This window comes from Paraburkholderia largidicola (assembly GCF_013426895.1).
Lineage (GTDB): Bacteria > Pseudomonadota > Gammaproteobacteria > Burkholderiales > Burkholderiaceae > Paraburkholderia > Paraburkholderia largidicola.
In genome coordinates, this window is sequence record NZ_AP023175.1 from 1,360,172 (window position 1) to 1,381,336 (window position 21,165).

The window sequence follows — 21,165 nt, forward strand, 5'->3', positions numbered from 1 at the left end:
AACCCGCTGCTTTGATAGCTGCGGAAAGCGGCATGGGCTCTACGTTTGCGACAATCGGACCATAAGCATGCTACTTTTTTTCCGGCTCCTGATCGATTGCGCTCGACGACTTCACGCGTGCGCGCAATTCGAATTTCTGGATCTTGCCCGTCGAGGTTTTTGGCAATTCGCCAAAGAAGACCGCTTTAGGCAATTTGAATCCGGCGAGCAATTGACGGCAATGCGCAATGATTTCCTCGGCGCTCGCGTCCACGCCGTCCTTCAGTTCGACGAAGGCGCAGGGCACCTCGCCCCATTTCGCGTCGGGCATCGCGACCACGGCCGCCACCGACACGGCCGGATGACGGTACAGCGCATCCTCGATCTCGATGCTCGAAATGTTCTCGCCGCCTGAAATGATGATGTCCTTGCTGCGGTCCTTGATGCGCACATAGCCGTCTTCGGTAATCACACCGAGATCGCCCGTATGGAACCAGCCGCCGCGGAATGCGGCTTCCGTTGCGCGCTCGTTCTTCAGATAGCCCTTCATGCAGATATTGCCGCGAAACATCAGTTCACCGATCGTTTCTCCATCGCGCGGCACGGGTTCGAGCGTATCGGGGTCGCGCACGTCGACGGCTGCCTGCAGGTGGTAGCGCACGCCCTGGCGCGCGTTGAGCCGCGCGCGTTCGTCGTCGTCGAGCGCATCCCATGCGTCCTACTTCGCGCAGACAGAGGCGGGTCCGTACACCTCGGTCAAACCGTACACATGAGTCAGATCGAAACCGATCGCCTTCATGCGAGCAATCACGGCAGGCGAAGGCGCCGCGCCCGCCACCATCGTCGACACGCGGTGCGCGATACCGTCGCGCCACTCGGCAGGAGCATTCGCGAGCGCGCTCTGCACGATGGGCGCACCGCAATAATGCGTGATGCGCTCGCGGCGAATCAGATCGAAGACGAGCTTCGGATCGAATTTGCGCAGACACACGTTGACGCCCGCGCGCGCCGCGACTGTCCATGGAAAACACCAGCCGTTGCAGTGAAAGAGCGGCAGCGTCCATAGATACACCGCATGCTTCGGCATATCCCATTCGAGGATATTGCTGAGCGCATTCAGATACGCGCCGCGATGGTGATAGACGACGCCCTTCGGCTCGCCCGTCGTGCCCGACGTGTAGTTGAGCGCGATGGCGTCCCATTCGTCGGCGGGCGGCGTCCAGGCGAACCGCGCATCGCCCTCTTGCAGGAACGCTTCGTAGTCGGTCGCGTTCGGGAAATGGCGAGTATCGGCGGGCTGCGCATCGCTGACACTGATGATGCGCAATTGCGGAAACTCGCGCGCGGCGCGCAGCGCAAGCTCTCCGTATTCGCTATCGACGATCAGCGCTTTGGCCTCGCCATGCCGCAGCATGTACAGGATCGAAGCGGCATCGAGCCGGGTATTCAGCGTATTGAGCACGGCGCCCGCCATCGGCACGCCGAAATGCGCTTCGATCATGGGCGGAATATTGGGCAGCAGCGCCGCGACGGTCTCGCCGCGCGCGACGCCCGCGCGTTGCAGCGCGCTCGCCAGACGCCGTGTGCGCTCATACGTTTCGCGCCACGTACGGCGCACGTCGCCATGCACGACGGCGAGCCGGTCGCCATAGACTTCGGCGGCCCGCGCGATGAAATCGATCGGCGTCAGCGGTACATGATTGGCCTCGCGACGGGCGAGTCCCGCGTCGTACATATGCGTCATGGCTGTGTCTCCTCCGAAGCGTGCGGCCCCGTCGATTTAGTTGTTTTGTGGCAATGGATATCGGGTTCGAATGCGTAATGCACGTGCAAAAGCATTGCATGAATCAGCGCCGCCAATGCCCGGGCGCAAGATTTTGTGCGAAGCCGCAATGCAGCGCGGAACGCGCGGCAGCCGCGTCGAACGCGGCCCGCGCGCGCAAACCGGAAATCGGGCTGTCGCCCTCAGAACATCGCGCGCCTGAAAAATCAGACGCGCGGCAGATCGTCGATGAACTTCTCGACGTGGCCATCCGGCACGTCGGTGTCGATCCCGTCGTTGCCGTCGGCGTGCGAAACCGTTTTGATCTTGGGGCCCAGCAGATGCAGGCCGCCCAGCGTGAAGAACGACCAGACGGCATTACCCGCATGAATTGCCGTCACGACGTCCGCGACTTCGACAATTTCATGTGGCGAGAGCCATTCATTCGTTTTTGGATTGACGAGAGCCCAACGGACGTGGGTGACGCGGTCAGTCATAGGGTTAATGCGTACGGCATCGATAGCATAGGTCGCCATTTCCACCTCCATCGTCGTCACCCAGGCATCGTAGCACTTATGTCTGGTTAGACGAAGTGGACACGCGTCGACCTATATAGACGGACCCATTCGAAGAGCACCGCTCCGTTGCACGCTACTATCCGGATGTACTCTGCGGCGCCGACCGCCGCGTGACAGTTCAGTGCGTGGAATGACTGCGTCTTCGAATGGCTTCCACTTTCTATAACGGTCGTGCGTAAATGGTTCTGAACCCGGGGTTTGCACCAATGCGGCGCGGCGCACATAGCGGCCCGCGCTGAGTACTCAGCATGCTGATGAACCGCGCGCGCATGCAGTACGATGGCCGCACTGACCTGCACGGGGAAGACGAGCCATGTCGATCGAAGTCGGAACGGCGTCCTGGACGGACGCCACGCTCATCAAATCCGGCCGCTTCTATCCGAAGGGATGCACGAGCGCCGAGGCACGCCTGCGTTTCTATTCGAGCCAGTTTCCAATGGTCGAAGTCGATGCGTCGTACTACGCGATGCCCAGCGCGGCGACCAGCACGCTATGGGCCGAACGCACGCCTGAGCACTTCACGTTCAATGTGAAGGCATTCCGGCTTTTCACCGGGCATCAGACGGAGCGCAAGTTCTTCCCGCCGGACATTCAGCCGCTGCTGCCGCAAAACGACAAGAAGAACCTGTACTACCGCGACGTGCCGCCCGACATCATCGACGAGATGTGGCGGCGCTTCTTCGAGGCCCTCGAGCCGCTGCGCACGGCTGGCAAGCTCGGCGCGGTGCTGTTCCAGTTCGCGCCGTGGATCTCCACTGCGCCGCGCGACAAATCGCACGTGCGGCACTGCGCGGACCGGATGACGCCTTATCTGACGGCATTCGAATTCCGCAATGCCAGCTGGCTCGACGACCGGAATCGCGAATCGACGCTCGCATTCGAACGCGAGCACAGCCTCGTGCACGTGGTGATGGATGCGCCCGAAGGCGTGCCGAACCGCGCGCATACCGTGTGGGAAGCGACGTCGCCGGAACTGGTGATCGTGCGGTTGCACGGCCGCAATGCGGAAACCTGGAGCGGCAGCACGACGGCAGCGGGCCGCTTCAATTACGACTACACCGAGCGCGAACTGGAAGAGATCGCCGTGCCCGTGCGCGAGATCGCGAAACGCGTGGGGCGCACCCATGTGGTGTTCAACAACTGCTTTGAAGACGCCGCGCAACGCAATGCGCATTCGATGATCCGTATCCTTCAGCAAGAGCGCTTTGCGTAAATACGCGTCGTGCATCTTTAAACACGCAATGCACTAAAGCCTTTTCCGGTTGCAATTCAGTTTGCATCGACTAGCCTCGTCTTATTCGAACCAGACAAATAGCTTTCATAAGACGAAAAAGACAAGGTGCACCGATGCTATTGACGGCTTATGTGCAGGCCAGCAAACCGGGCCTGTTGCAGCTATGGATCGGCATGTTCGGCGTTGCTGCGCCGCCCGTGCCGCAGGTTTCCATCGACCGGCAAGCGGCCGTGCCGCTCGATCCGCCCGCGTTTTTCCCGATTCGCGATTTCAGCGTCGACGACAACGGCCAGTCCATCAATCATCAATGCGTGCTGCGCTTCGACGTGCCAGACGAATCGCGGCCGCGTCAGATCGTCATCAACGCAGGTGGCGAACAGTTCGAATTCGCCAGTACTTCATTGCCGAAAGAAGTGCCGACGCTGATGGACGGCAGCTTCAATATCCTGCTGTCGTCGTGCTATTCGCAGCCGGAAGACATCGACGGATTGCTCGGCACGATCGTCTCGCAGATCAAGGTGCAACCGCATCTGACCGTGCTCGCGGGCGACCAGGTGTACCTCGACCTGCCGCTCACGCAGCGCGTGCCCGATCAGAACCCCGACCGCGCGCGGCTGCTCGCCAACAAGTACTACCTCAACTGGCTCTCCGGCGCGTTGCGCGTGCCGGGGTTGCAATCGGTGCTGGAGCGCGCGCCCGTCGTGTGCATTCCCGACGATCACGAGTTCTGGAACAACTATCCCTTTGCACAAAAGCAGTTGCCCGATACGTGGACGGACGGATCGCGCCAACTGCTCGGCGATACGGCGCGCGCGCTTTACGAGGACTACCAGATCGGCGGTGCGCCGGGCGGCGCGGGCGGTGCGATCCGGCTGGACGTCGAGCCGTTGAAGATGCTGTTCGTCGATATGCGCTGCGACCGCGACAGTACCTTCAAGTCATTGATGGGCCCCAAAGCCGTTGCGGCGATGCAGGCATGGGAAAAAGATCTCATCGATGCACACGCCGCAGGGCAACCCGCTGTCGGACTGCTCGCTTCCGGGCAGGCGCTCTTCATCGATCCGCCCGAGAGCAACTGGCGCAAGAAGACCTTCGACGCCGAAATGCCGAACTACGCGCAATTCGACGTTCTGCAAGCGACCCTCGGGCGGCTGGCGGACAACGGCGTCCCGATCGTCTATATGACGGGCGACGTGCATTGGGGACGCGTCGCATCGGGTCACGATCTGCAGACGAGCACGGCGCTCTACGAAGTGATCGCCTCGCCGTCGCGGCTGATCCGCACGCCGTTGCTCGACACCGCAAAAGAAGCGGCCAATTCGGTCAAAGGGATTTTCGGCGGCGGCACTGCGTGGCCGCGTCATTCCGATCCCGAGGATGTGCCCGACCGCTTCGGCGTGAATCACCGCTTCGCACTCAAGCAGGAATTCGGGCGACGCGGCGATCAGGTTGCGATCCTGTCGTTCACGCGCGTCGGCAGTGGGGTCGACATGCAGGTCATGTATTACGGCATTTCCAGCGATAAAGCGCTTTCACAATCGGAATCCACGGCGCGCTTCGAACTGCGCGCGCGTTAATTAAAAGACGAGGCAAGCTCATGCTGAAGATCGTACGATCGACGACGACACAATCGAATCCGCAGTTCACGCCATTCGAGCGCAAGGACGGCGAGAGCAATACCGCATGGGGCGAGCGCGCGGTACTCGATATGAAAGCGGGCGGGCCGGATGAATGGACCTATGTCGTGCTGCTAGGCGGCAGCGATACGCTGGCGTTTCGCGTGCGGGTCGCGCAATCGCATCTGCGCAATGACATGTTGCCGTCGTTCTGGTCCGAGTCGATACTCGTGCGGCTCGGCGGCGCGACGCTCAAGAATGCCGAAGCATTGCATGTGCCTTTGCATCAGCCGGAAGGGCCCGCGTTTGCGGCGCGCGTGAACGGCGTGGTCGCCCGCCCATTGACGGATTTCGACGACACGTCGCGCTTTCCGAATATCGCCGTGATCGCATTGCCCGTGGCGCAGGACAAGGTGGTCGACAAGGTGGCGAGTTTCGAGCAGTCGCGCGCGACGCTCGATGCGCTCGAACATGTCTTGCGCTGGCTCGCCTTTGCATGGGGCGCGGCACGTACGCCGAATCCGCTGCACGACAACTACGGCTTGCCGTCTACCTGCATGATCGAAACCGTGTGCGCCGCTGCGAATTTCGACCTGACGCCGGGGCTCGAATCGCGAGCATCATGTCCAGAAGCAATCTGGGCTGCAGCGAATTACTGGCATGAGTACTTCGAGAAGTTCAACGGGCGCGAGCCGATTGGGCGCTTTTACACGCCGCATACCTATCCGATCGTCGAGCCGTCCGCTGCGCCTGCTCCTTCTCCAGCGCCCAAACGCAAAGCGAAGAAGTGAGCATCAGTTATCAGTTCAGGGCTGTGACGCGGGCGCGCTTGCAGCAGGCGTCGACGCGAACGTGGGCGCCTGCGCTTCGTTGCTAAAGAAAGCGGTCGCGCTCGCCGCAGCCGCTGCGCTCGCCTCGCCCGGCGAAGGCAAAATTGGCGGCTGCGATGCGGCGGGCGAGATGATTTGCGGCGGCTCGATATCCGTCGGCGCGGAAGCCTCGACAACGGGCGACGCATTCTGCACCACGGGCGCGGCAGGCGTCGCGGGCGCCGGACGCGGCTTCGGCCGCGGCGCGGGCGTTTCGGTTTTCGCCGGAGACGAAAACAGGTACTGCATCCATGCGCGCAGCTTCATGCGCAACGTGTCGAACATGCCGGGCGGCGGCTCTTCCGCGAACTTCGCGCGCGGATCGACAAGGCGCGAGCGCAGCGAACGCTGGAAGAAATCGCCGACGATCGGCAACGCGCTATGCGCGCCCTGCCCCCAGTAGTCGCTGCGCAACGTCACGCGGCTGTCGTTGAAGCCGATCCACGCGCCCGCGACGAGTTGCGGATGCATCAGGATGAACCAGCCGTCCGCGTTGTCCTGCGTCGTGCCCGTCTTGCCCGCGACATCGGCGCGTATGCCAAACCGCGTGCGAATCGCCGAACCCGTTCCCTTGTTGACGACCGAGCGCATCACGTCGAGCAGGGTCTGCGCGCTCGCAATGGGCATCACGCGATCGGCGCGCGACGGCTGGAACCCGGCGAGCACTTCGCCCTTGCGGTCTTCGATCCGCGTGACGAGCATCGGCGCGACATACGCGCCTTCATTCGCAATCGTGCCGTACGACGACACCATCTCTTTCAGCGTCACGGGGCTCGTGCCCAGCGCCAGAGAAGGCACCGCGTCGAGCTGGCTGTCGCGCACGCCCATCGCGCGCGCGAGCCGCGCCACCTTGGCGGGACCGACCGATTCCATCAGTTGCGCGGTGATGCGGTTGCGCGAATACGCGAGGCCATCGCGCAGCGTGATCGGGCGACCGCTCGGCGCGTCTTCGTCGCTCGGGCGCCAGACTTCGCCGCCTGCCAGCGGGATTTCGACGGCCTGATCGGGGAAGGTATCGTCGGGCTTTGCGCCTTGCTCGAACGCCGCGCCGTAGACGAACGGCTTGAACGTCGAACCCGGTTGACGCCGCGCCTGCGACACGTGATCGAACGGGTCCTGCGTAAAGTCGCGGCTGCCGACCCACGCCTTGATTTCGCCATTGCGTGGGTCCATCGCGACAAATGCGGCCTGCACGCGCGTCTTGCTGTCGCACAACGCTTTCATGAAACCGCGATCCGCCGACAGATGCTTGAGCGTATCTTCGTCGCTCATGCCCGAATCTTTTGCACTATGGTATTCGGGCGTCTCGCGAATAAACGCATCGAACACATCCTTGTGACCGGTGCACGCGCTACGCGCATTCCACGCTGCATTCGCAATCGACTGCAACTGGTTGCCCTGAAACGTCAACGCCTGCGTCGCCATGGTTTGCAGGCGCGCGTCGATGGTCGTGCGCACGACGAGTCCATCGGAATAGATGTTGTAGTCGTTCGCGTCGGCCCACGCGATCAGCCACTTCTTCAATTGCTGCGCGAAATGCGGCGCGGGACCGGGCGGCTCCGTCTGACGCTCGAAGTCGACGCGTAACGGCTTTGCCTTGAGCGAATTGAATTGCGCCTGCGACAAACGCCCGTATTTCACCATCTGCCCGAGCACGATATTGCGCCGGTCCAGCGCGCGTTCGGGATTGATCACCGGGTTGTAATAGCTGTTGCCCTTCAGCATGCCGATCAGCGTCGCGCTTTCGAGCACGGTCAGATTGCCGGCGGACTTGTCGAAGTAAGTGCGCGCCGCCATTTCGATGCCGTACGCGTTGTAGAGAAACGGCACCGTGTTCAGGTACGTTTCGAGAATCTCACTCTTCGTATAGACGGCTTCGATCTTGAAGGCCGTCAGCGCTTCCTTGATCTTGCGCGTGAGCGTCGGCGCGCGACCGATGTCGTCGGGATAGAGATTGCGCGCGAGCTGCTGCGTGATCGTCGATCCGCCCTGACGATCACCCGAAAACGTATGCAGCGCCGCGCCCGCCGTGCGTCGAAAGTCGATGCCGTGGTGCTCGTAGAAACGGTGGTCTTCCGTGGAGATCAATGCATCGACGACATGCGGCGAGATGTCGGAGAGCTTCATCCACACGCGGTTGGTCGGCTTGAATTCGGCGAGCAGCTTGCCGTCCGCCGAATAGATCTGCGCGGGCTGCTCGATCTTCGCCTTGCGTATGTCGCCGATGCCCGGCGTGAACGGCACCAGGATCAGCACATAGAGCAGAACGAGCGCGGGAATGGAGGCGACCGACAACGCCACGCCGCGCCATGTCGGACGGCGCAAACGTTGCACCGCGCGCATGAGGAGCGGCTTTGCACGGGCCCAGGCCCGGACGGAGATTTCCCTGAGGAAGGACAGTATCGACTGTCTCACGCTAACGCACCATCGGCAGAAAAGGCTGCATCCTACCAAAACAGCGTGGGCGTACTGGCGTTTTGCAAGAATCGGCAGCGCGAACGGAAGCCGCGGGGCGACGCCGGAAAAGAGTTCGGCCGAATCTGCGCCGCTTGCGCGGGCCGATTCGGCCGACTCACAAGGCTACTGCGCGATCAGGCGTGAGCGCGCTTCGGCGTGACCATCGACACGACGAATGTCACGACCACGTTCACGACCAGCGCGATCAGGCCGATATACAGCGGCCAGGTCGAATCGCCGACATGCAGCGCGAACACCGGCTTGAGGCCCTGCGAAATCGCGAGCCCCGTGCCGAGCACGATGCCGACCAGCCAGCCGAAGAACAGGCCCGGCGTGTTCAGGCGGCGCGTGTACAGCGAGAACACGATGGCCGGGAAAATCTGCAGAATCCACACGCCGCCGAGCAGTTGCAGGTCGATCGCGTACTGCGTAGGCAGGAACACGATGAACAGCAGCGCGCCGAATTTCACGACCAGCGACACGATCTTCGCCGTCGAGGCTTCCTGAGCGGGTGCCATGTTCGGCGACACCAGCGGACGCCACAGATTGCGCGTGAACAGGTTCGCCGCGCCGATCGACATGATGGCGGCCGGCACCAGCGCGCTGATCGCGATGGCGGCAGCAGCGAAGCCGACGAACCACGACGGGAACAGCGTGCCGAACAGCGTCGGCACGACGTCGGACGGCGACTTCACGTGAATGCCCGCGGCAATCGCCATATAGCCGAGCAACGCGATCAGGCCGAGCAGCAACGTGTACGCCGGCAGGAAGATCGCGTTCTTGCGGACCGTCTGCATCGACGAAGACGACAGCACGGCCGTCATCGTGTGCGGATACATGAAGGCCGCGAGCGCCGAGCCGAGCGCAAGCGATGCATACGCGGTGAACTGCGTCGGCTTGAGGATGATGCCCGTCGCGCCGCCTTTCGCCTTGAAGTAGGTGTCCGCTGCATCGAACACATGACCATAGCCGCCGAGCTTCGACGGAATCAGCCACACCGCCGCGATCACGACGATATAGATCATGATGTCCTTGACGAATGCGATCATCGCCGGCGCGCGCAGGCCGCTCGTATACGTGTAGAGCGCGAGGATGATGAACGCGATCACGAGCGGTGCTTCGCCGGAAATACCAAGCCCCTTGATGACGACCTGCATGCCGACCAGTTGCAGCGCGATATACGGCATCGTCGCGACGATACCCGTCAGCGCGACGGCCGCCGGGAACCACTTGCCGCCGTACTCGCCTTGCACGTAGTCGGCTGCCGTGATGTGGTTCTTCGCGTGCGCGATCTTCCACAGCTTCGGCATCACCGCGAACACGAACGGATAGACGATGATCGTATAAGGCAACGCGAAGAAGCCATACGCGCCGACCGAATAGACCAGTGCGGGCACCGCGATCACCGTATAGGCCGTATAGAAATCGCCGCCTACCAGAAACCACGAAATGATCGTGCCGAATTGCCGGCCGCCAAGGCCCCACTCGTGCAATTGCGTGAGATCGCCTGCTTTCCAGCGCGCGGCGACGAAACCCAGCACCGTGACGAGTAGAAAGAATGCGACGAAGACGGTCATCGCGACCGGGTTCACAGGGTTCAGATCGCTCATTGTTTAATGCCCCGGTACACGACGTAGATCAGCAGCGACGTGAGCGGAACCCACAGGAACTGATACCAGTAAAAGAAAGGAAAGCCAGCGAATGACGGGCGCGTGTCGTTATAGAAAGGCAGCCACAGCAGCGCGATATAGGGGATTAGCAAGATGAGCCAGAGCCAAGAACGGCCGGCCGGTTCGGTAGGTTCCACGTGTGTCCCTCTTTGGTCTATCTGATTGAATCCGCTTTGCTGATGCGCCCGAATACATGCGAGAGCGTGCATATTCACGCGGGCGCCCGCGAAAGTACGCGCATTATCTGCGAAAAGCTTTATTGTTGCTTGCAGCGTAACAAGCGTTTATTCAATGCGCGCCAAGCTTTCAATTAGCTTTAAAACACGGTGTTATTTGCGCATGGCCTTGCCGAAGCGGTCGCGAAGAAACTGTGTGAACGCGCGTATCGTCACGGAGGCCTGACGGTGCTGCGGGTACACGGCGTACAGCGTCAACGGCGGCGAGACGTAGTCGCCGAGCACTTCGACGAGCTTGCCGCTTGCCAGAGCGTCGGCCACGATGAATTCCGGCAGACGCGCAATGCCGAGCCCCGCAATCGCGGCATCGCGGATCACTTCGCCGTTGTTGACGCGAAGCGGGCCGTGCACTTCGATGGTCCGGCTCGCGCCATCCACGATGTACTCCCAGCCGCTGCGCGCTTCCTGCCCATATAGCAGGCACGCGTGGCGCGCGAGATCGTCGGGCGTCGCAGGCGGCCGTCGCGCCTTGCGATACGCAGGGCTGCAACACGCGACCATACGCATTTCGGCGAGCTTCTGCGCGATCAGCGTCGAATCCGCGAGCGTGCCGATGCGCAGCGCCATGTCGAAACCTTCGCCGACCACATCGACGACGCGATCGCTCAGTTCCAGATCGATGCGCACGTCGGCATGCGCACGCAGAAACGCGGCGACGAGCGGCGACAGATGGATCATCCCGAACGACATCGGCGCGCTGACGCGCAGCAGTCCGCGCGGGTCCGAGCGCCCCGACGACATCGCCTGCTCGGCATCCTCGACATCGCCGAGGATGCGCGTCGCGCGCTGATAGAACTCGTAGCCGAGGTCCGTCACCGCGAGCTTGCGCGTATTGCGCACCAGCAACCGCACGCCAAGGCTCGCCTCCAGCGCCATCACGCGCCGGCTGACGAACTGTTTCGACAGTTGCAGGCGGACCGCGGCGGCCGTGAAATTGCGCGCGTCGACGGTGGCGACGAAGATCTTCAGATCGTCCAACTGCATGGCTTTGCCTCTGCGTTACGCGTTAATTGTCCACTTCACCGTGACAGTGATTCTCTTTTGACGTCGATTATAGCCACTCTGATTGACCTACACTTCAATCACTGCTTCAGACAACGGCGCCGCCGATGTCACGAGAAGCAAAGGCAATTCGATAACGGAGAAGAGAAATGATCGACATCAGACACGCCAACGAACGCGGACGCGCCGAACACGGCTGGCTTAGCTCGCGTCATACGTTTTCTTTCGCGAACTACTACGATCCGAAGCAGATCGGCTTCTCCGACCTGCTCGTGATCAACGACGACCGCGTGGCGCCGGGCCGTGGCTTCGGCAAGCATCCGCACCGCGACATGGAAATCTTCTCGTACGTGCTGGAAGGCGCGCTCGAGCACAAGGATTCGATGGGCACGGGTTCCGTGATCGTTCCCGGCGACGTGCAACTGATGAGCGCGGGCACGGGTGTGGCGCACAGCGAGTTCAATCACTCGGCCAGCGACTCCGTCCACTTCCTGCAGATCTGGATTGCACCGTCGGTCAAGGGCGCGACGCCGCGTTACCTGCAGCGGAATTTTTCGGCGCAAGACAAGCGCGGCAAGTTGCGTCTCGTGTTGTCGCCTGAAGGCACGGATGGCTCGCTCGAATTGCGCCAGGACGCGCGTGTGTATGCAGGTCTTTTCGACGGCAACGAAGCGGCTGGCATCGATATCGCCGCCGACCGCTATGCGTATGTGCATGTGGCGCGCGGCAGCGTGAAGCTGAACGGCGTCGAGTTGAACGAAGGCGACGGTGCGCGCATTCGCAATGAGCGTCGCCTCGAATTCACGGAAGGCCACGATGCGGAAGTACTCGTATTCGACCTGCGCAATAACGAAGTATCGGAATTGTGGTCCTGAGCAGCGAACGCCAACGACCCGACCACATTGAAAAAGGATTGAACATGAACATCTTTATCGAACAACGCAAGGATGCACTGCTGCTCGTCGCACGCGTGCTATTGGTCGTCCTTTTCGTACTGTTTGGCTGGAGCAAGCTCACCGGCTTCTCGGGCACCGAGCAATACATGGCGTCGACGGGCGCACCCGTCCCGGCATTGGCCGCCGTGATCGCGATCGTGATGGAACTGGCTGTTGGCATCGTCATCGCCGTGGGTTTCAAGACGCGTGTGCTCGCACTGGTGCTCGCGCTCTATACGCTCGGCACCGCGTTCATCGGCCACCACTTCTGGACGCAAACGGGCATGGAGCAGTACATCAACATGATCAACTTCTACAAGAACATCAGCATCATTGGCGGCTTGCTGCTGTTGTTCGTGACGGGTCCGGGCAAGTACTCGATCGATCGCGCATAAGCGAATCAAGCGGCACTACGCGTTGTCAAGCGGGCGGCCTTCGGGCCGCCCTTTTTTGTTGTTTGCAATGCGATGCCAGGCACTTTAGGCATGAATGCAACACTCTTGTCATGTTCGCGGCGTAGCCGAAACTGATGTGATAAAAGTCCGCCGGGCTGCACGGGATCACGTGCGCGCGGACCTATAAGACTTGAATGGACGGTATGCATTGCGCTTCGATTGCAACGCAGACGCGACCGCATCTCCGCCACCCGTAGCGCACAACAACAACAAGCTCGTGCAGGGTTCTCAACACATGAAAAGACAACACCCATGACCAGGCAAATCAAACGCACAGTTACCGCGCTGGGCGCAACGGCCATCGCACTCGCTTGCCAAAGCGCATTCGCGCAAAGCTCGGTGACGCTATATGGCGTCGCGGACGTCGGCATTCGCTATCTCACGCACTCGAATGCAAACAACGACGGCCGTCTGTTCATGACCAACGGCGCGATCACGAACAGCCGTTTCGGTATTAAAGGCTCGGAAGATCTCGGCAATGGACTGAAGGCGATCTTCCAGCTGGAAAGCGGCATCGATCTGCAAAGCGGCGCGCAATCGGATAGCAAGCGCCTGTTCAACCGCGCGGCCTATGTCGGCCTGTCGAGCAACTACGGCACGCTGACGCTCGGCCGTCAGAAGACGCCGCTGTTCGATCTGCTCGGCGATACGTACGATCCTCTGACCGTTGGCAATTACTTCGAAAACGCATGGCTGCCTGTCGCGCTCGGCGCAGGCCTCTATGCGGATAACGCAGTGAAGTACGACGGCAAGTTCGGCGGCCTGAACGTCAAGGCGATGTACTCGTTCGGCACGAACTCGACGTCGACGGGCGCGGACGGCTTCTCCGGCCAGGTTCCGGGCCACCTCGGCGCGGGCAACATGTACGGCTTCACGGCTTCGTATGCGTTTGGTTCGCTGAGCGTCGGCGCAGGCGTGCAGCAGAACAGCGACAACTCGAATCACAAGCAGACCATCTACAACGCGAATGCCGTCTACGCCTTCAGCACGACGAAGATCTACGTCGGCTATATCCATTCGAAGGACGACACGGGCTTTGTCGACAGCACGCTGTCGCAGCGCGATCTGACGCTCGGCGTCGATATCCTGAAGGGCTCGGGCCGCAAGGACGACGGCCCGTTCGCGGGCGTGACGTGGCAAGCGACACCCGCGCTGCTGCTGACGGGCGCGTTCTACTACGACCACATGAAGAACGCGGCGATCGGCGGCGGCGCAGTGGGTAGCGGCAATCGCTACACGGGCGTGGCCGTAGCCGAATACTCGCTGTCCAAGCGCACCGAGGTATACGGCACCGTCGACTTCAACAAGGTCACGGGCGCGGCGACGGTCGAACTGCCGGGCACGTCGAACCAGACGGGCGTATCGCTCGGTCTGCGCACCATTTTCTGATTTGGCGTGACGATATGCGCGCTGCAAGGCGCGCGTGATTGCGATAGCGGGCGGCATGGCATCAACGACCATGTCGCCCGTTTTTCATTTCGGGCGACGTAGAAGATGCCTCCGGCGCAACTGTGATATATAGGGAAAACCCGTAAAATTGCAGTGATCTTTTTGTAGAGCAGTACCCGTATGAAACGCATTGCCGCCTTTTGTCTGACGACGTGGTCCGCCGCCGCGCTCCTTTATTTTGGCCAGCACTCGGTTGCGCTCATCGCCTTGAGCGGAGTCGTTGTGTTCGGCGGATACGATCTGCTGCGCCCCTAAATCCCCGCTCCACCGCGCGCCGTCGCGCGCTTGCCGCTACTTGATGGAAAACCATCATTTTTCGGCGTGAGGCTTCGCTCTCCTTCAACTATCTTTGTGCAAATGGAATGTGTACCTGAAGCGTCGCGCTGATGGGATTCCCGCAATCACAAAGAAGGAGACGACTCATGTCCTCGAGCTCTGCCGTCGACGGCGGCAGCACTGCCGCGCCCGGTCTCACCGATCCCTCCTTCGACGCACGCATCGCCGAGCAGTGGTATCAGCCGCGCATTCCGCGCGCCGTGCTCAAGGAATTGATGAAGCGCGACGATGCGGCGGGCCTGCGCAATTTCATTCCGTGGTTCGCGTTACTCGTCGCTTCAGGTGCGGTCGCCGCCTTCACATGGGGCACATGGTGGGCCGTGCCGGCATTCTTCGTCTACGGCACGATCTATTCGTCCAGCGACGCGCGCTGGCATGAACTGTCGCACGGCACGCCGTTCAAGACGCGCTGGATCAACGACGCGTTCTATCACCTGTCGTCGTTCATGACGATCCGTGAAGGCTACTGGTGGCGCTGGAGCCATGCGCGTCATCACACCCACACGTACTTTCAGACGCGCGACCCGGAGATTCAGGTCACGCGCCCGACCAAAGTGCTGCCCATCGTCGTGGATTTCGTGGGGCTGGTCGGCTGCACGCTCGAAATCGGCAAGATCGTGCGTCATGCGTTCGGCCGCGTCGATGCCACCACCGACGCGTTTCTGCCCGCAAGTGAAAAACCGAAAATGATCTGGTCATGCCGCATCTATCTGGCCGTCGTGATCGGTACGATTGCACTCGCCATCGCGCTGCACAGCTTCCTGCCGCTGATGTTCGTATGGACGCCGCGCTTCTACGGCGGCTGGCTGCATCAACTGCTCGGTCTCACGCAGCATGCGGGGCTCGCCGTCAACGTGAAGGACCATCGGCTGAACACGCGCACCGTGTACACCAACTTCGTGTTCCGCTTTCTGTATCTGAACATGAACTATCACCTCGAACATCATCTGCTGCCGATGGTGCCGTTCCATGCGCTGCCGCGTCTTCACGAAGCGATCAAGGACCAGTTACCGCCCGCGTACCCGAGCGTGTATGCCGCGTATCGCGAGATGCTGCCCGCATTGTGGAAGCAGCGCACCGACCCGGCGCACGTGATCGAGCGGGCCATTCCCGCTGCGTAATGGGCGCGACCCACGCACAAAGAAGATTGGAGGAGATAGCCATGAGCGTCGAAACGAATGCAAAGATCCACTGGATTGCGGCCTGCGCGCCCGACGATATCGACGAAGAAGATGTCATGCGCTTCGATCACGACGGCGCGAGCTACGCGGTCTATCGCATCGCGGAAGGCTTTTACGCATCCGATGGCTGGTGTACGCATGAGCATGCGCATCTCGCCGATGGCTTCGTCGTCAATCGCGAGATCGAATGTCCGTTGCATCAGGGGCGTTTCGACATTCCCAGCGGCAAGGCGAAGAGCGCGCCCGTCTGCGTGCATCTGAAAACCTATCCGGTGCGCGTCGAAGAGGGCGAAGTGCTGCTCGGCCTTCCCGTGCAGGACGCATCATGAGCACACAGGCCGCGATGGTGATCATCGGCGCTGGCCAATGCGGCGTGCGCACGGCAGCCGCGCTGCGCGAGAACGGCTGGGACGGCGAGATCACGCTGCTCGGCAACGAAGGCTCGCCGCCGTACGACCGGCCGCCGCTGTCGAAAGCCGTGCTGCTCGGCGAACGCAGCACCGCACAATGCGCGTTTTACGATGACGCGTTCTATCGCGACCAGCGCATCGACTTGCGCGTCGATGCCTGCGTGCAGCAGATCGACCGTGCCGCGCGCAAGGTCGTGTTGAGCAATGCGCGCACGATCGACTATCAGCGTCTGCTGATCGCGACGGGTGCCGAGCCGAGACGGCTCGACGTGCCGGGCGCGCATCTCGACGGGGTGCATCTGCTGCGCACCGCAAACGATGCCAATACGCTTGCCGAAGTATTGCAGCCTGCTCGGCGCATTGCGGTTGTCGGCGCGGGCTTCATCGGCCTCGAAGTCGCGGCATCGGCCGTGGCGCGCGGCTGTGAAGTGGTCGTCATCGAAGCGGGCGCCCGTGCGCTGATGCGCGCGGTGCCGGAAGTCGTGGCGGGCTATCTGATCGACAGGCACCGTCAGATGGGCGTGAAGATTCATTTCGCCGCGCAGATCGAACGGCTGCTGGGCAGCACGCATGTGACGGGCATCAGGCTCAAGGACGGCACGCAGATCGACTGCGATTGCGTCGTCGTCGGCATTGGCGTGAAGCCGCGCACGGAACTCGCTGAAGCCGCAGGCATCGATGTCGCGGACGGCATCGCCGTCGACGACACCTTGCGCACCAACGACCCGCATATCTTCGCGGCGGGCGACGTGTGCTCGTTTCCGCACCGTCTGTTCAGGCGGCGCATCCGGCTCGAATGCTGGAAGAATGCCGAGGATCACGCGCGCATCGTCGCGCGCAACATGCTGGAGCGCGGCGAGACGTATTCGGAAGTGCCTTGGTTCTGGTCGAATCAGTACGACATGACGATCCAGATTGCCGGCATGCCCGCGTTCGGCGTGGAGAGCGTGGTGCGCGAAACGGGCGACACGTCCCGCATTTTCTTCGCGCTCGATCGCGATGGCGTGCTGGTCGGTGCAAGCGGCGTCGGCAAGGTCAGCGAGATCGCACGCGACGTGCGCGTTGCGCAGACTCTGATCGGGCAGCGCGCCTGCATCGAGCCTGCATTGCTCGAAGATCGCAGCGTCAAGCTGAAGGGACTCGTCGCCGCGGAGGCGCTATGACGCAACGGCTTGCCGTGTATCAGTCGCTGTGGGCGATGGAGCGGCGTCATACCGATGGCTTCGAGCGCTCGCTGGAAGACAACGTCGCGATGATCGCGCGAGCGGGCTTCGAAGGCGTGAGCACATCGTATGCGTCGCGCGAAGACGTGCGGCGTCTTTCGCAAGTACTCGCGCAACATGGTCTGCAAGCGGAAGCTCAGTGCTTTCCGCGCACCGTCGAAGACCTGTGCCCCATTCTCGAACATGCTGTCGAATTCGGCGCGCATCATATCGACTTGCAACCGGACGTGCGGCCACGCCGCGTTGCCGATGCGCTCGAACTGATCGACGGCTGGCAGCGGCTCGCGGAGCAGGTGGACATCCCCGTCTACATCGAAACGCATCGCGACCGCATGACGACCGACCTGCACTTCACGCTCGATCTGCTCGACGCGCGGCCCGATTTGCAACTGCTCGGCGATCTGTCGCATTACCTCGTGGGCCGCGAATTCGCGTGGCCCGTGAACGAAGAAAACGAAGCCGCGATGCAACGGATCATCGATCATTCGTGGGCGTTTCATGGACGAGTCGCGAGTCGCGAGCAGGTGCAGATCGAGATTTCTTTCGAGCCGCACCGCATGTGGGTCGATCTGTTCCTGCGCTGGTGGCGCGACGGATTCGTGTCGTGGCGCAAGCGCGCCGGCCCCGACGATACGCTCGTCTTCACCTGCGAACTCGGGCCGAAGCCTTACGCGATCATCGGGCGCGACGGCAACGACACGACCGACCGCTGGGCCGAATCGCGCTTGATGCGCGACTGGATACGCGAACTGTGGAACGACGTGGCGCAGCAGGAAGCGGTTGCGCTCGACGCCAGCTAGTCCGTAAGCGGCAGGTTCTCGCGCAGCAGCACCGTCACGGGAATCTGCTGCGACAACGTCACGCCGGGATCGCGATGATAGTGACGCAGGATCACTTCGATCGAATGCAGCGCTTCGCCCACGGGGTTCTGGTCGAGCACCGCGTCGAGCACGCCTTCGATCAGCAGACGCCGCGACGTGTCGTTGAGTTCGTGCCCGATCAGCACCGTCTTGTGCACGCGATCGAGCGCGCGCAGCACGTTGCCGATACCCTCGTCGCCCACCGAGATGTTGTAGATGCCGCGCAGATCCGGATAGCGGCGAAACGCGTCGCGCGCGAGGCTTTCGGTGATCGACGATTGCTCGCGGCTCTCCACGGTCTCGACGATGTCGCAATTCGGAAAACGCCGCCGCAGCACAGACCGAAACCCGCTTTCGCGTTCTTCATGGCCGAGGAAGTCATGCATGCCCGTCATCACGAGCACCTTGCCGCCCGCATCGCCCAGAAACCGGCCCATCAGTTCGCCGGCGACGCGTCCCGCGCAGCGATTGTCGATGCCCACATAGGCGAGCCTGCCCGTGCCGGGCAGATCGCTCGCGAGCGTCACGACGGGCATTCTGTGGCTCAGGTGACGCAGCGCCGCCGTGATATCCGGATGCTCATACGCGACGATCACGAGCGCATCGGCCTTGCGCGTCGCGCGCTCGATCGTCTCGACGACGGCCTGCGGCTCGAGGCTGTCGAAGTACGTAACGGCGCAGATCACGCGTTGCGCTTCGAAGTTCTTTTGTGCGAGTTCGAAGCCCTGCTTCAGATGCACGTAATACTGCGCAACAGGCTGCTGCAACAGGATCGCGATACGCAGCCAGCGCACCGACACTGCTTCGAGCGCGCGATCGATCTTCAGCTTGCGCGCCCATTCGAGCACTCGCGTTTCCTTCTCGCGCGAGACGCCGCCACGCCCGTTCAATACCCGATCGACTGTCGCCTCGCTGACACCCGCTGCACGGGCAATGTCAGTCATGCTCGTCTTGCGGCGGCGCGTCTCGGACATGGCTGGCTTCGTTGTAGTCGGCATACGCGCCATGATCGCATCGTCGCCGCGCGCGCAGCAAGCCGAGATATCCACTATCCATCGCAGTACATCGTTGAAGGAGAGAGTGCATGGCGCAATTCGATTCGAAGGTCGCGATCGTCACGGGCGGATCGCAAGGCTTAGGCGCGGCGATTGCCGCAGTGTTCGTCGAGCGCGGCGCGCGCGGCGTCGTCATTTGCGGACGCGCAAAAGAAAAAGGCGAAGCGAAAGCGCGCGAGTTGAGCCGGCTTGGCGAGGCGCGCGGTGCACAGGTCGTGTTCGTGCAGGCGGATCTCGCGAATGTCGACGACTGCCGCAAGGTCGTCGCTGCCGCCGATCAGCGCTTCGGCCGCGTCGATGTATTGGTCAATGCCGCGGCGCTCACCGATCGCGGCACGATACTCGATACCGATCCCGCGCTGTTCGACCGCATGTTCGCCACCAATGTGCGCGCGCCGTTCTTTCTGATGCAGGAGACGATACGCGTGATGCTGCGCGAGCGGATAGAAGGCACGATCGTCAATATCGGCTCGATGTCGGCGATGGCCGGGCAGCCGTTCATCTCCGCGTATTGCGCATCGAAAGGCGCGCTCGCGACGCTCACGCAAAACACCGCGTATGCGCTGTTGCGCAATCGCATTCGCGTGAATGGATTGAATCTGGGCTGGATGGCATCGGACGGCGAAGACCGCATTCAACGCGAGTTTCATGGCGCCGACGATAACTGGCTAAAGCAGGCCGCCGCCGCGCAACCGTTCGGCCGTCTGATCGACCCGGCCGAGGCGGCACGCGCCGTCGCATTTCTCGCGAGCAGCGAATCGGGCTTGATGACGGGCTCGATCGTCAACTTCGATCAGTCGATCTGGGGCGCGTATGAAGATGCACCACATCCCGCCGAGCCCATGAAGAACGTTTGAATTCGACCTGCCTGCTACGCTCCCGGCGAACGCAGCAGGCAAAAAACACCCGGATCAGTCCTGCTTGCTACGCAGATCGGGATTCTTGTGCGCGATCTCCGATACCCAATCGACAAACGCGCGCAGCCGCGAACTGAGATTGCGGCGATGCGGGTAGACGACCGAGAGCGGCGTCGACGGGCTGTCGTAGTCGCTGAGGATTTCGGTCAGCGCGCCCTGCCGGATCAACTCGGACACCATGAACCGCGACGGCTGGATGATGCCGTGGCCCAGTGCACCCGCGTTGATATAGACCGAGCCGTCGTTCACGGCGAGCACGCTCTTCATCTGCACTTTCACCACTTCGCCGCCGACGTTGTACTCGAACGGAAACGTTCTGCCCGAGCGCGCCGATACGTAGTTCACGGCCTGATGCTCGCTGAGTTCTTCGAGCGTCTTCGGCGTGCCGTGCCGTTCCAGATAGGCGGGCGACGCGCACGTGATGATGCGCGCACTGCCGATGCGCCTGGCAACCAGGCTCGATTCTTCGAGCATGCCCATGCGGATCACGCAATCCACGCCGTCCTGGATCAGATCGATATTGCGATCCGCGAGACCGAGGCGCACGTCGATCTCCGGAAAACGTTGATAGAAATCGTCGAGCGAAGGCAGCAGCAGCGCCCGCGCAAGCGTGCCCGACGTATCGACGCGAATCGTGCCCGCCGGACTTTCACGCTTGTTCGACAGCGACGATTCCGCATCGGCTACTTCCGCGAGGATGCGCACGCATCGCTCATAGAACAGCGCGCCGTCTTCCGTCACGCTCACCTGCCGCGTCGAACGGTTCAGCAGGCGCACGCCGACATGCTCCTCGAGCGCCTGAATTGTCCTGCTCACCTTTGCGCGCGGCAAATCGAGCATTTCCGATACCTTCGAAAAGCTGTTCGCGTCCACCACGCGAGTGAAGATCTCCATTGCCTCAAAGCGGTCCATTTCCTGTGCCCTGTCATTGTTTGTCGGCA

At 61.8% G+C, this 21,165-nt stretch carries 19 protein-coding genes and 1 pseudogene; 12 read left to right on the forward strand and 8 right to left on the reverse strand.

The window, feature by feature from the left end:
• Positions 1-70: 70 nt before the first annotated feature.
• A pseudogene (locus PPGU16_RS22715) lies at positions 71-1,723 on the reverse strand (acyl-CoA synthetase).
• A gap of 245 nt (positions 1,724-1,968) precedes the next feature.
• Entirely contained in the window at positions 1,969-2,277 is a 309-nt protein-coding gene (locus PPGU16_RS22720; RefSeq protein ID WP_180725184.1) for a hypothetical protein, read from the reverse strand.
• A 355-nt stretch (positions 2,278-2,632) separates the two neighbouring features.
• Between PPGU16_RS22720 and PPGU16_RS22725 the strand changes: the two genes are divergently transcribed.
• The 3 genes from PPGU16_RS22725 to PPGU16_RS22735 all read left to right on the forward strand — a co-directional run bounded on the left by PPGU16_RS22725 (position 2,633) and on the right by PPGU16_RS22735 (position 5,960).
• Complete coding sequence (locus tag PPGU16_RS22725) at positions 2,633-3,532, forward strand: DUF72 domain-containing protein (protein WP_180722671.1); 900 nt, start codon at positions 2,633-2,635, stop codon at positions 3,530-3,532.
• A gap of 134 nt (positions 3,533-3,666) precedes the next feature.
• Positions 3,667-5,130, forward strand: coding sequence for a metallophosphoesterase family protein (locus tag PPGU16_RS22730; RefSeq protein WP_180722672.1), 1,464 nt, complete (start codon positions 3,667-3,669; stop codon positions 5,128-5,130).
• Between the two features lie 20 nt (positions 5,131-5,150).
• Complete coding sequence (locus PPGU16_RS22735; protein WP_180722673.1) at positions 5,151-5,960, forward strand: hypothetical protein; 810 nt, start codon at positions 5,151-5,153, stop codon at positions 5,958-5,960.
• A 15-nt stretch (positions 5,961-5,975) separates the two neighbouring features.
• On the opposite strand, the gene PPGU16_RS22740 is transcribed toward PPGU16_RS22735, so the two are convergent.
• The 4 genes from PPGU16_RS22740 to PPGU16_RS22755 all read right to left on the reverse strand — a co-directional run bounded on the left by PPGU16_RS22740 (position 5,976) and on the right by PPGU16_RS22755 (position 11,385).
• Entirely contained in the window at positions 5,976-8,381 is a 2,406-nt protein-coding gene (locus tag PPGU16_RS22740) for a penicillin-binding protein 1A (protein ID WP_243460603.1), read from the reverse strand.
• A gap of 248 nt (positions 8,382-8,629) precedes the next feature.
• Positions 8,630-10,105 carry a monocarboxylate uptake permease MctP gene (mctP, locus tag PPGU16_RS22745; protein WP_180722675.1) on the reverse strand — a complete coding sequence of 492 codons (1,476 nt, stop codon included), beginning with the start codon at positions 10,103-10,105 and terminating at the stop codon, positions 8,630-8,632.
• Complete coding sequence (locus PPGU16_RS22750) at positions 10,102-10,302, reverse strand: DUF3311 domain-containing protein (RefSeq protein WP_180722676.1); 201 nt, start codon at positions 10,300-10,302, stop codon at positions 10,102-10,104. The genes mctP and PPGU16_RS22750 overlap by 4 nt, the downstream gene beginning before the upstream one ends.
• A 192-nt stretch (positions 10,303-10,494) precedes the next feature.
• Positions 10,495-11,385, reverse strand: a complete 891-nt coding sequence (locus PPGU16_RS22755) for a LysR family transcriptional regulator (protein WP_180722677.1) — start codon at positions 11,383-11,385, stop codon at positions 10,495-10,497.
• A 167-nt stretch (positions 11,386-11,552) separates the two neighbouring features.
• On the opposite strand from PPGU16_RS22755, the gene PPGU16_RS22760 reads away from it, so the two are divergent.
• The 8 genes from PPGU16_RS22760 to PPGU16_RS22790 all read left to right on the forward strand — a co-directional run bounded on the left by PPGU16_RS22760 (position 11,553) and on the right by PPGU16_RS22790 (position 18,192).
• Positions 11,553-12,278 carry a pirin family protein gene (locus PPGU16_RS22760; RefSeq protein WP_180722678.1) on the forward strand — a complete coding sequence of 242 codons (726 nt, stop codon included), beginning with the start codon at positions 11,553-11,555 and terminating at the stop codon, positions 12,276-12,278.
• A 44-nt stretch (positions 12,279-12,322) separates the two neighbouring features.
• The gene (locus PPGU16_RS22765) at positions 12,323-12,733 is read left to right on the forward strand and encodes a DoxX family protein (RefSeq protein ID WP_180722679.1); all 411 of its coding nucleotides are present in this window, start codon (positions 12,323-12,325) and stop codon (positions 12,731-12,733) included.
• Positions 12,734-13,045: 312 nt separating this feature from the next.
• Positions 13,046-14,182 (forward strand): porin, encoded by a 1,137-nt coding sequence (locus PPGU16_RS22770; protein ID WP_180722680.1) that lies wholly within the window; start codon positions 13,046-13,048, stop codon positions 14,180-14,182.
• A gap of 180 nt (positions 14,183-14,362) precedes the next feature.
• Positions 14,363-14,497: a hypothetical protein gene (locus PPGU16_RS43100; protein WP_007731897.1), complete on the forward strand. Its 135-nt coding sequence runs from the start codon at positions 14,363-14,365 to the stop codon at positions 14,495-14,497.
• Between the two features lie 167 nt (positions 14,498-14,664).
• A complete protein-coding gene (locus PPGU16_RS22775) occupies positions 14,665-15,699 on the forward strand; it encodes a fatty acid desaturase (RefSeq protein ID WP_180722681.1) in 1,035 nt (344 codons plus the stop codon).
• 41 nt (positions 15,700-15,740) lie between these two features.
• Positions 15,741-16,088, forward strand: coding sequence for a Rieske 2Fe-2S domain-containing protein (locus PPGU16_RS22780; protein WP_180722682.1), 348 nt, complete (start codon positions 15,741-15,743; stop codon positions 16,086-16,088).
• The gene (locus PPGU16_RS22785) at positions 16,085-17,332 is read left to right on the forward strand and encodes an NAD(P)/FAD-dependent oxidoreductase (RefSeq protein ID WP_180722683.1); all 1,248 of its coding nucleotides are present in this window, start codon (positions 16,085-16,087) and stop codon (positions 17,330-17,332) included. The genes PPGU16_RS22780 and PPGU16_RS22785 overlap by 4 nt, the downstream gene beginning before the upstream one ends.
• Positions 17,329-18,192, forward strand: coding sequence for a sugar phosphate isomerase/epimerase family protein (locus PPGU16_RS22790; RefSeq protein WP_180722684.1), 864 nt, complete (start codon positions 17,329-17,331; stop codon positions 18,190-18,192). Before PPGU16_RS22785 ends, PPGU16_RS22790 begins: the two co-directional genes overlap by 4 nt.
• Here PPGU16_RS22790 and PPGU16_RS22795 read toward each other — a convergent pair.
• The gene (locus tag PPGU16_RS22795) at positions 18,189-19,226 is read right to left on the reverse strand and encodes a LacI family DNA-binding transcriptional regulator (protein ID WP_180722685.1); all 1,038 of its coding nucleotides are present in this window, start codon (positions 19,224-19,226) and stop codon (positions 18,189-18,191) included. The genes PPGU16_RS22790 and PPGU16_RS22795 overlap by 4 nt on opposite strands.
• 110 nt (positions 19,227-19,336) lie before the next feature.
• Here PPGU16_RS22795 and PPGU16_RS22800 point away from each other — a divergent pair, with 110 nt between their 5' ends.
• On the forward strand, positions 19,337-20,164 hold the full coding sequence (locus PPGU16_RS22800; protein WP_180722686.1) for an SDR family oxidoreductase: 828 nt from the start codon (positions 19,337-19,339) through the stop codon (positions 20,162-20,164).
• Positions 20,165-20,218: 54 nt separating this feature from the next.
• Here the strand turns inward: PPGU16_RS22800 and PPGU16_RS22805 are convergent, their stop codons facing one another.
• Positions 20,219-21,136, reverse strand: coding sequence for a LysR family transcriptional regulator (locus PPGU16_RS22805; RefSeq protein ID WP_180722687.1), 918 nt, complete (start codon positions 21,134-21,136; stop codon positions 20,219-20,221).
• Positions 21,137-21,165: the final 29 nt, after the last annotated feature.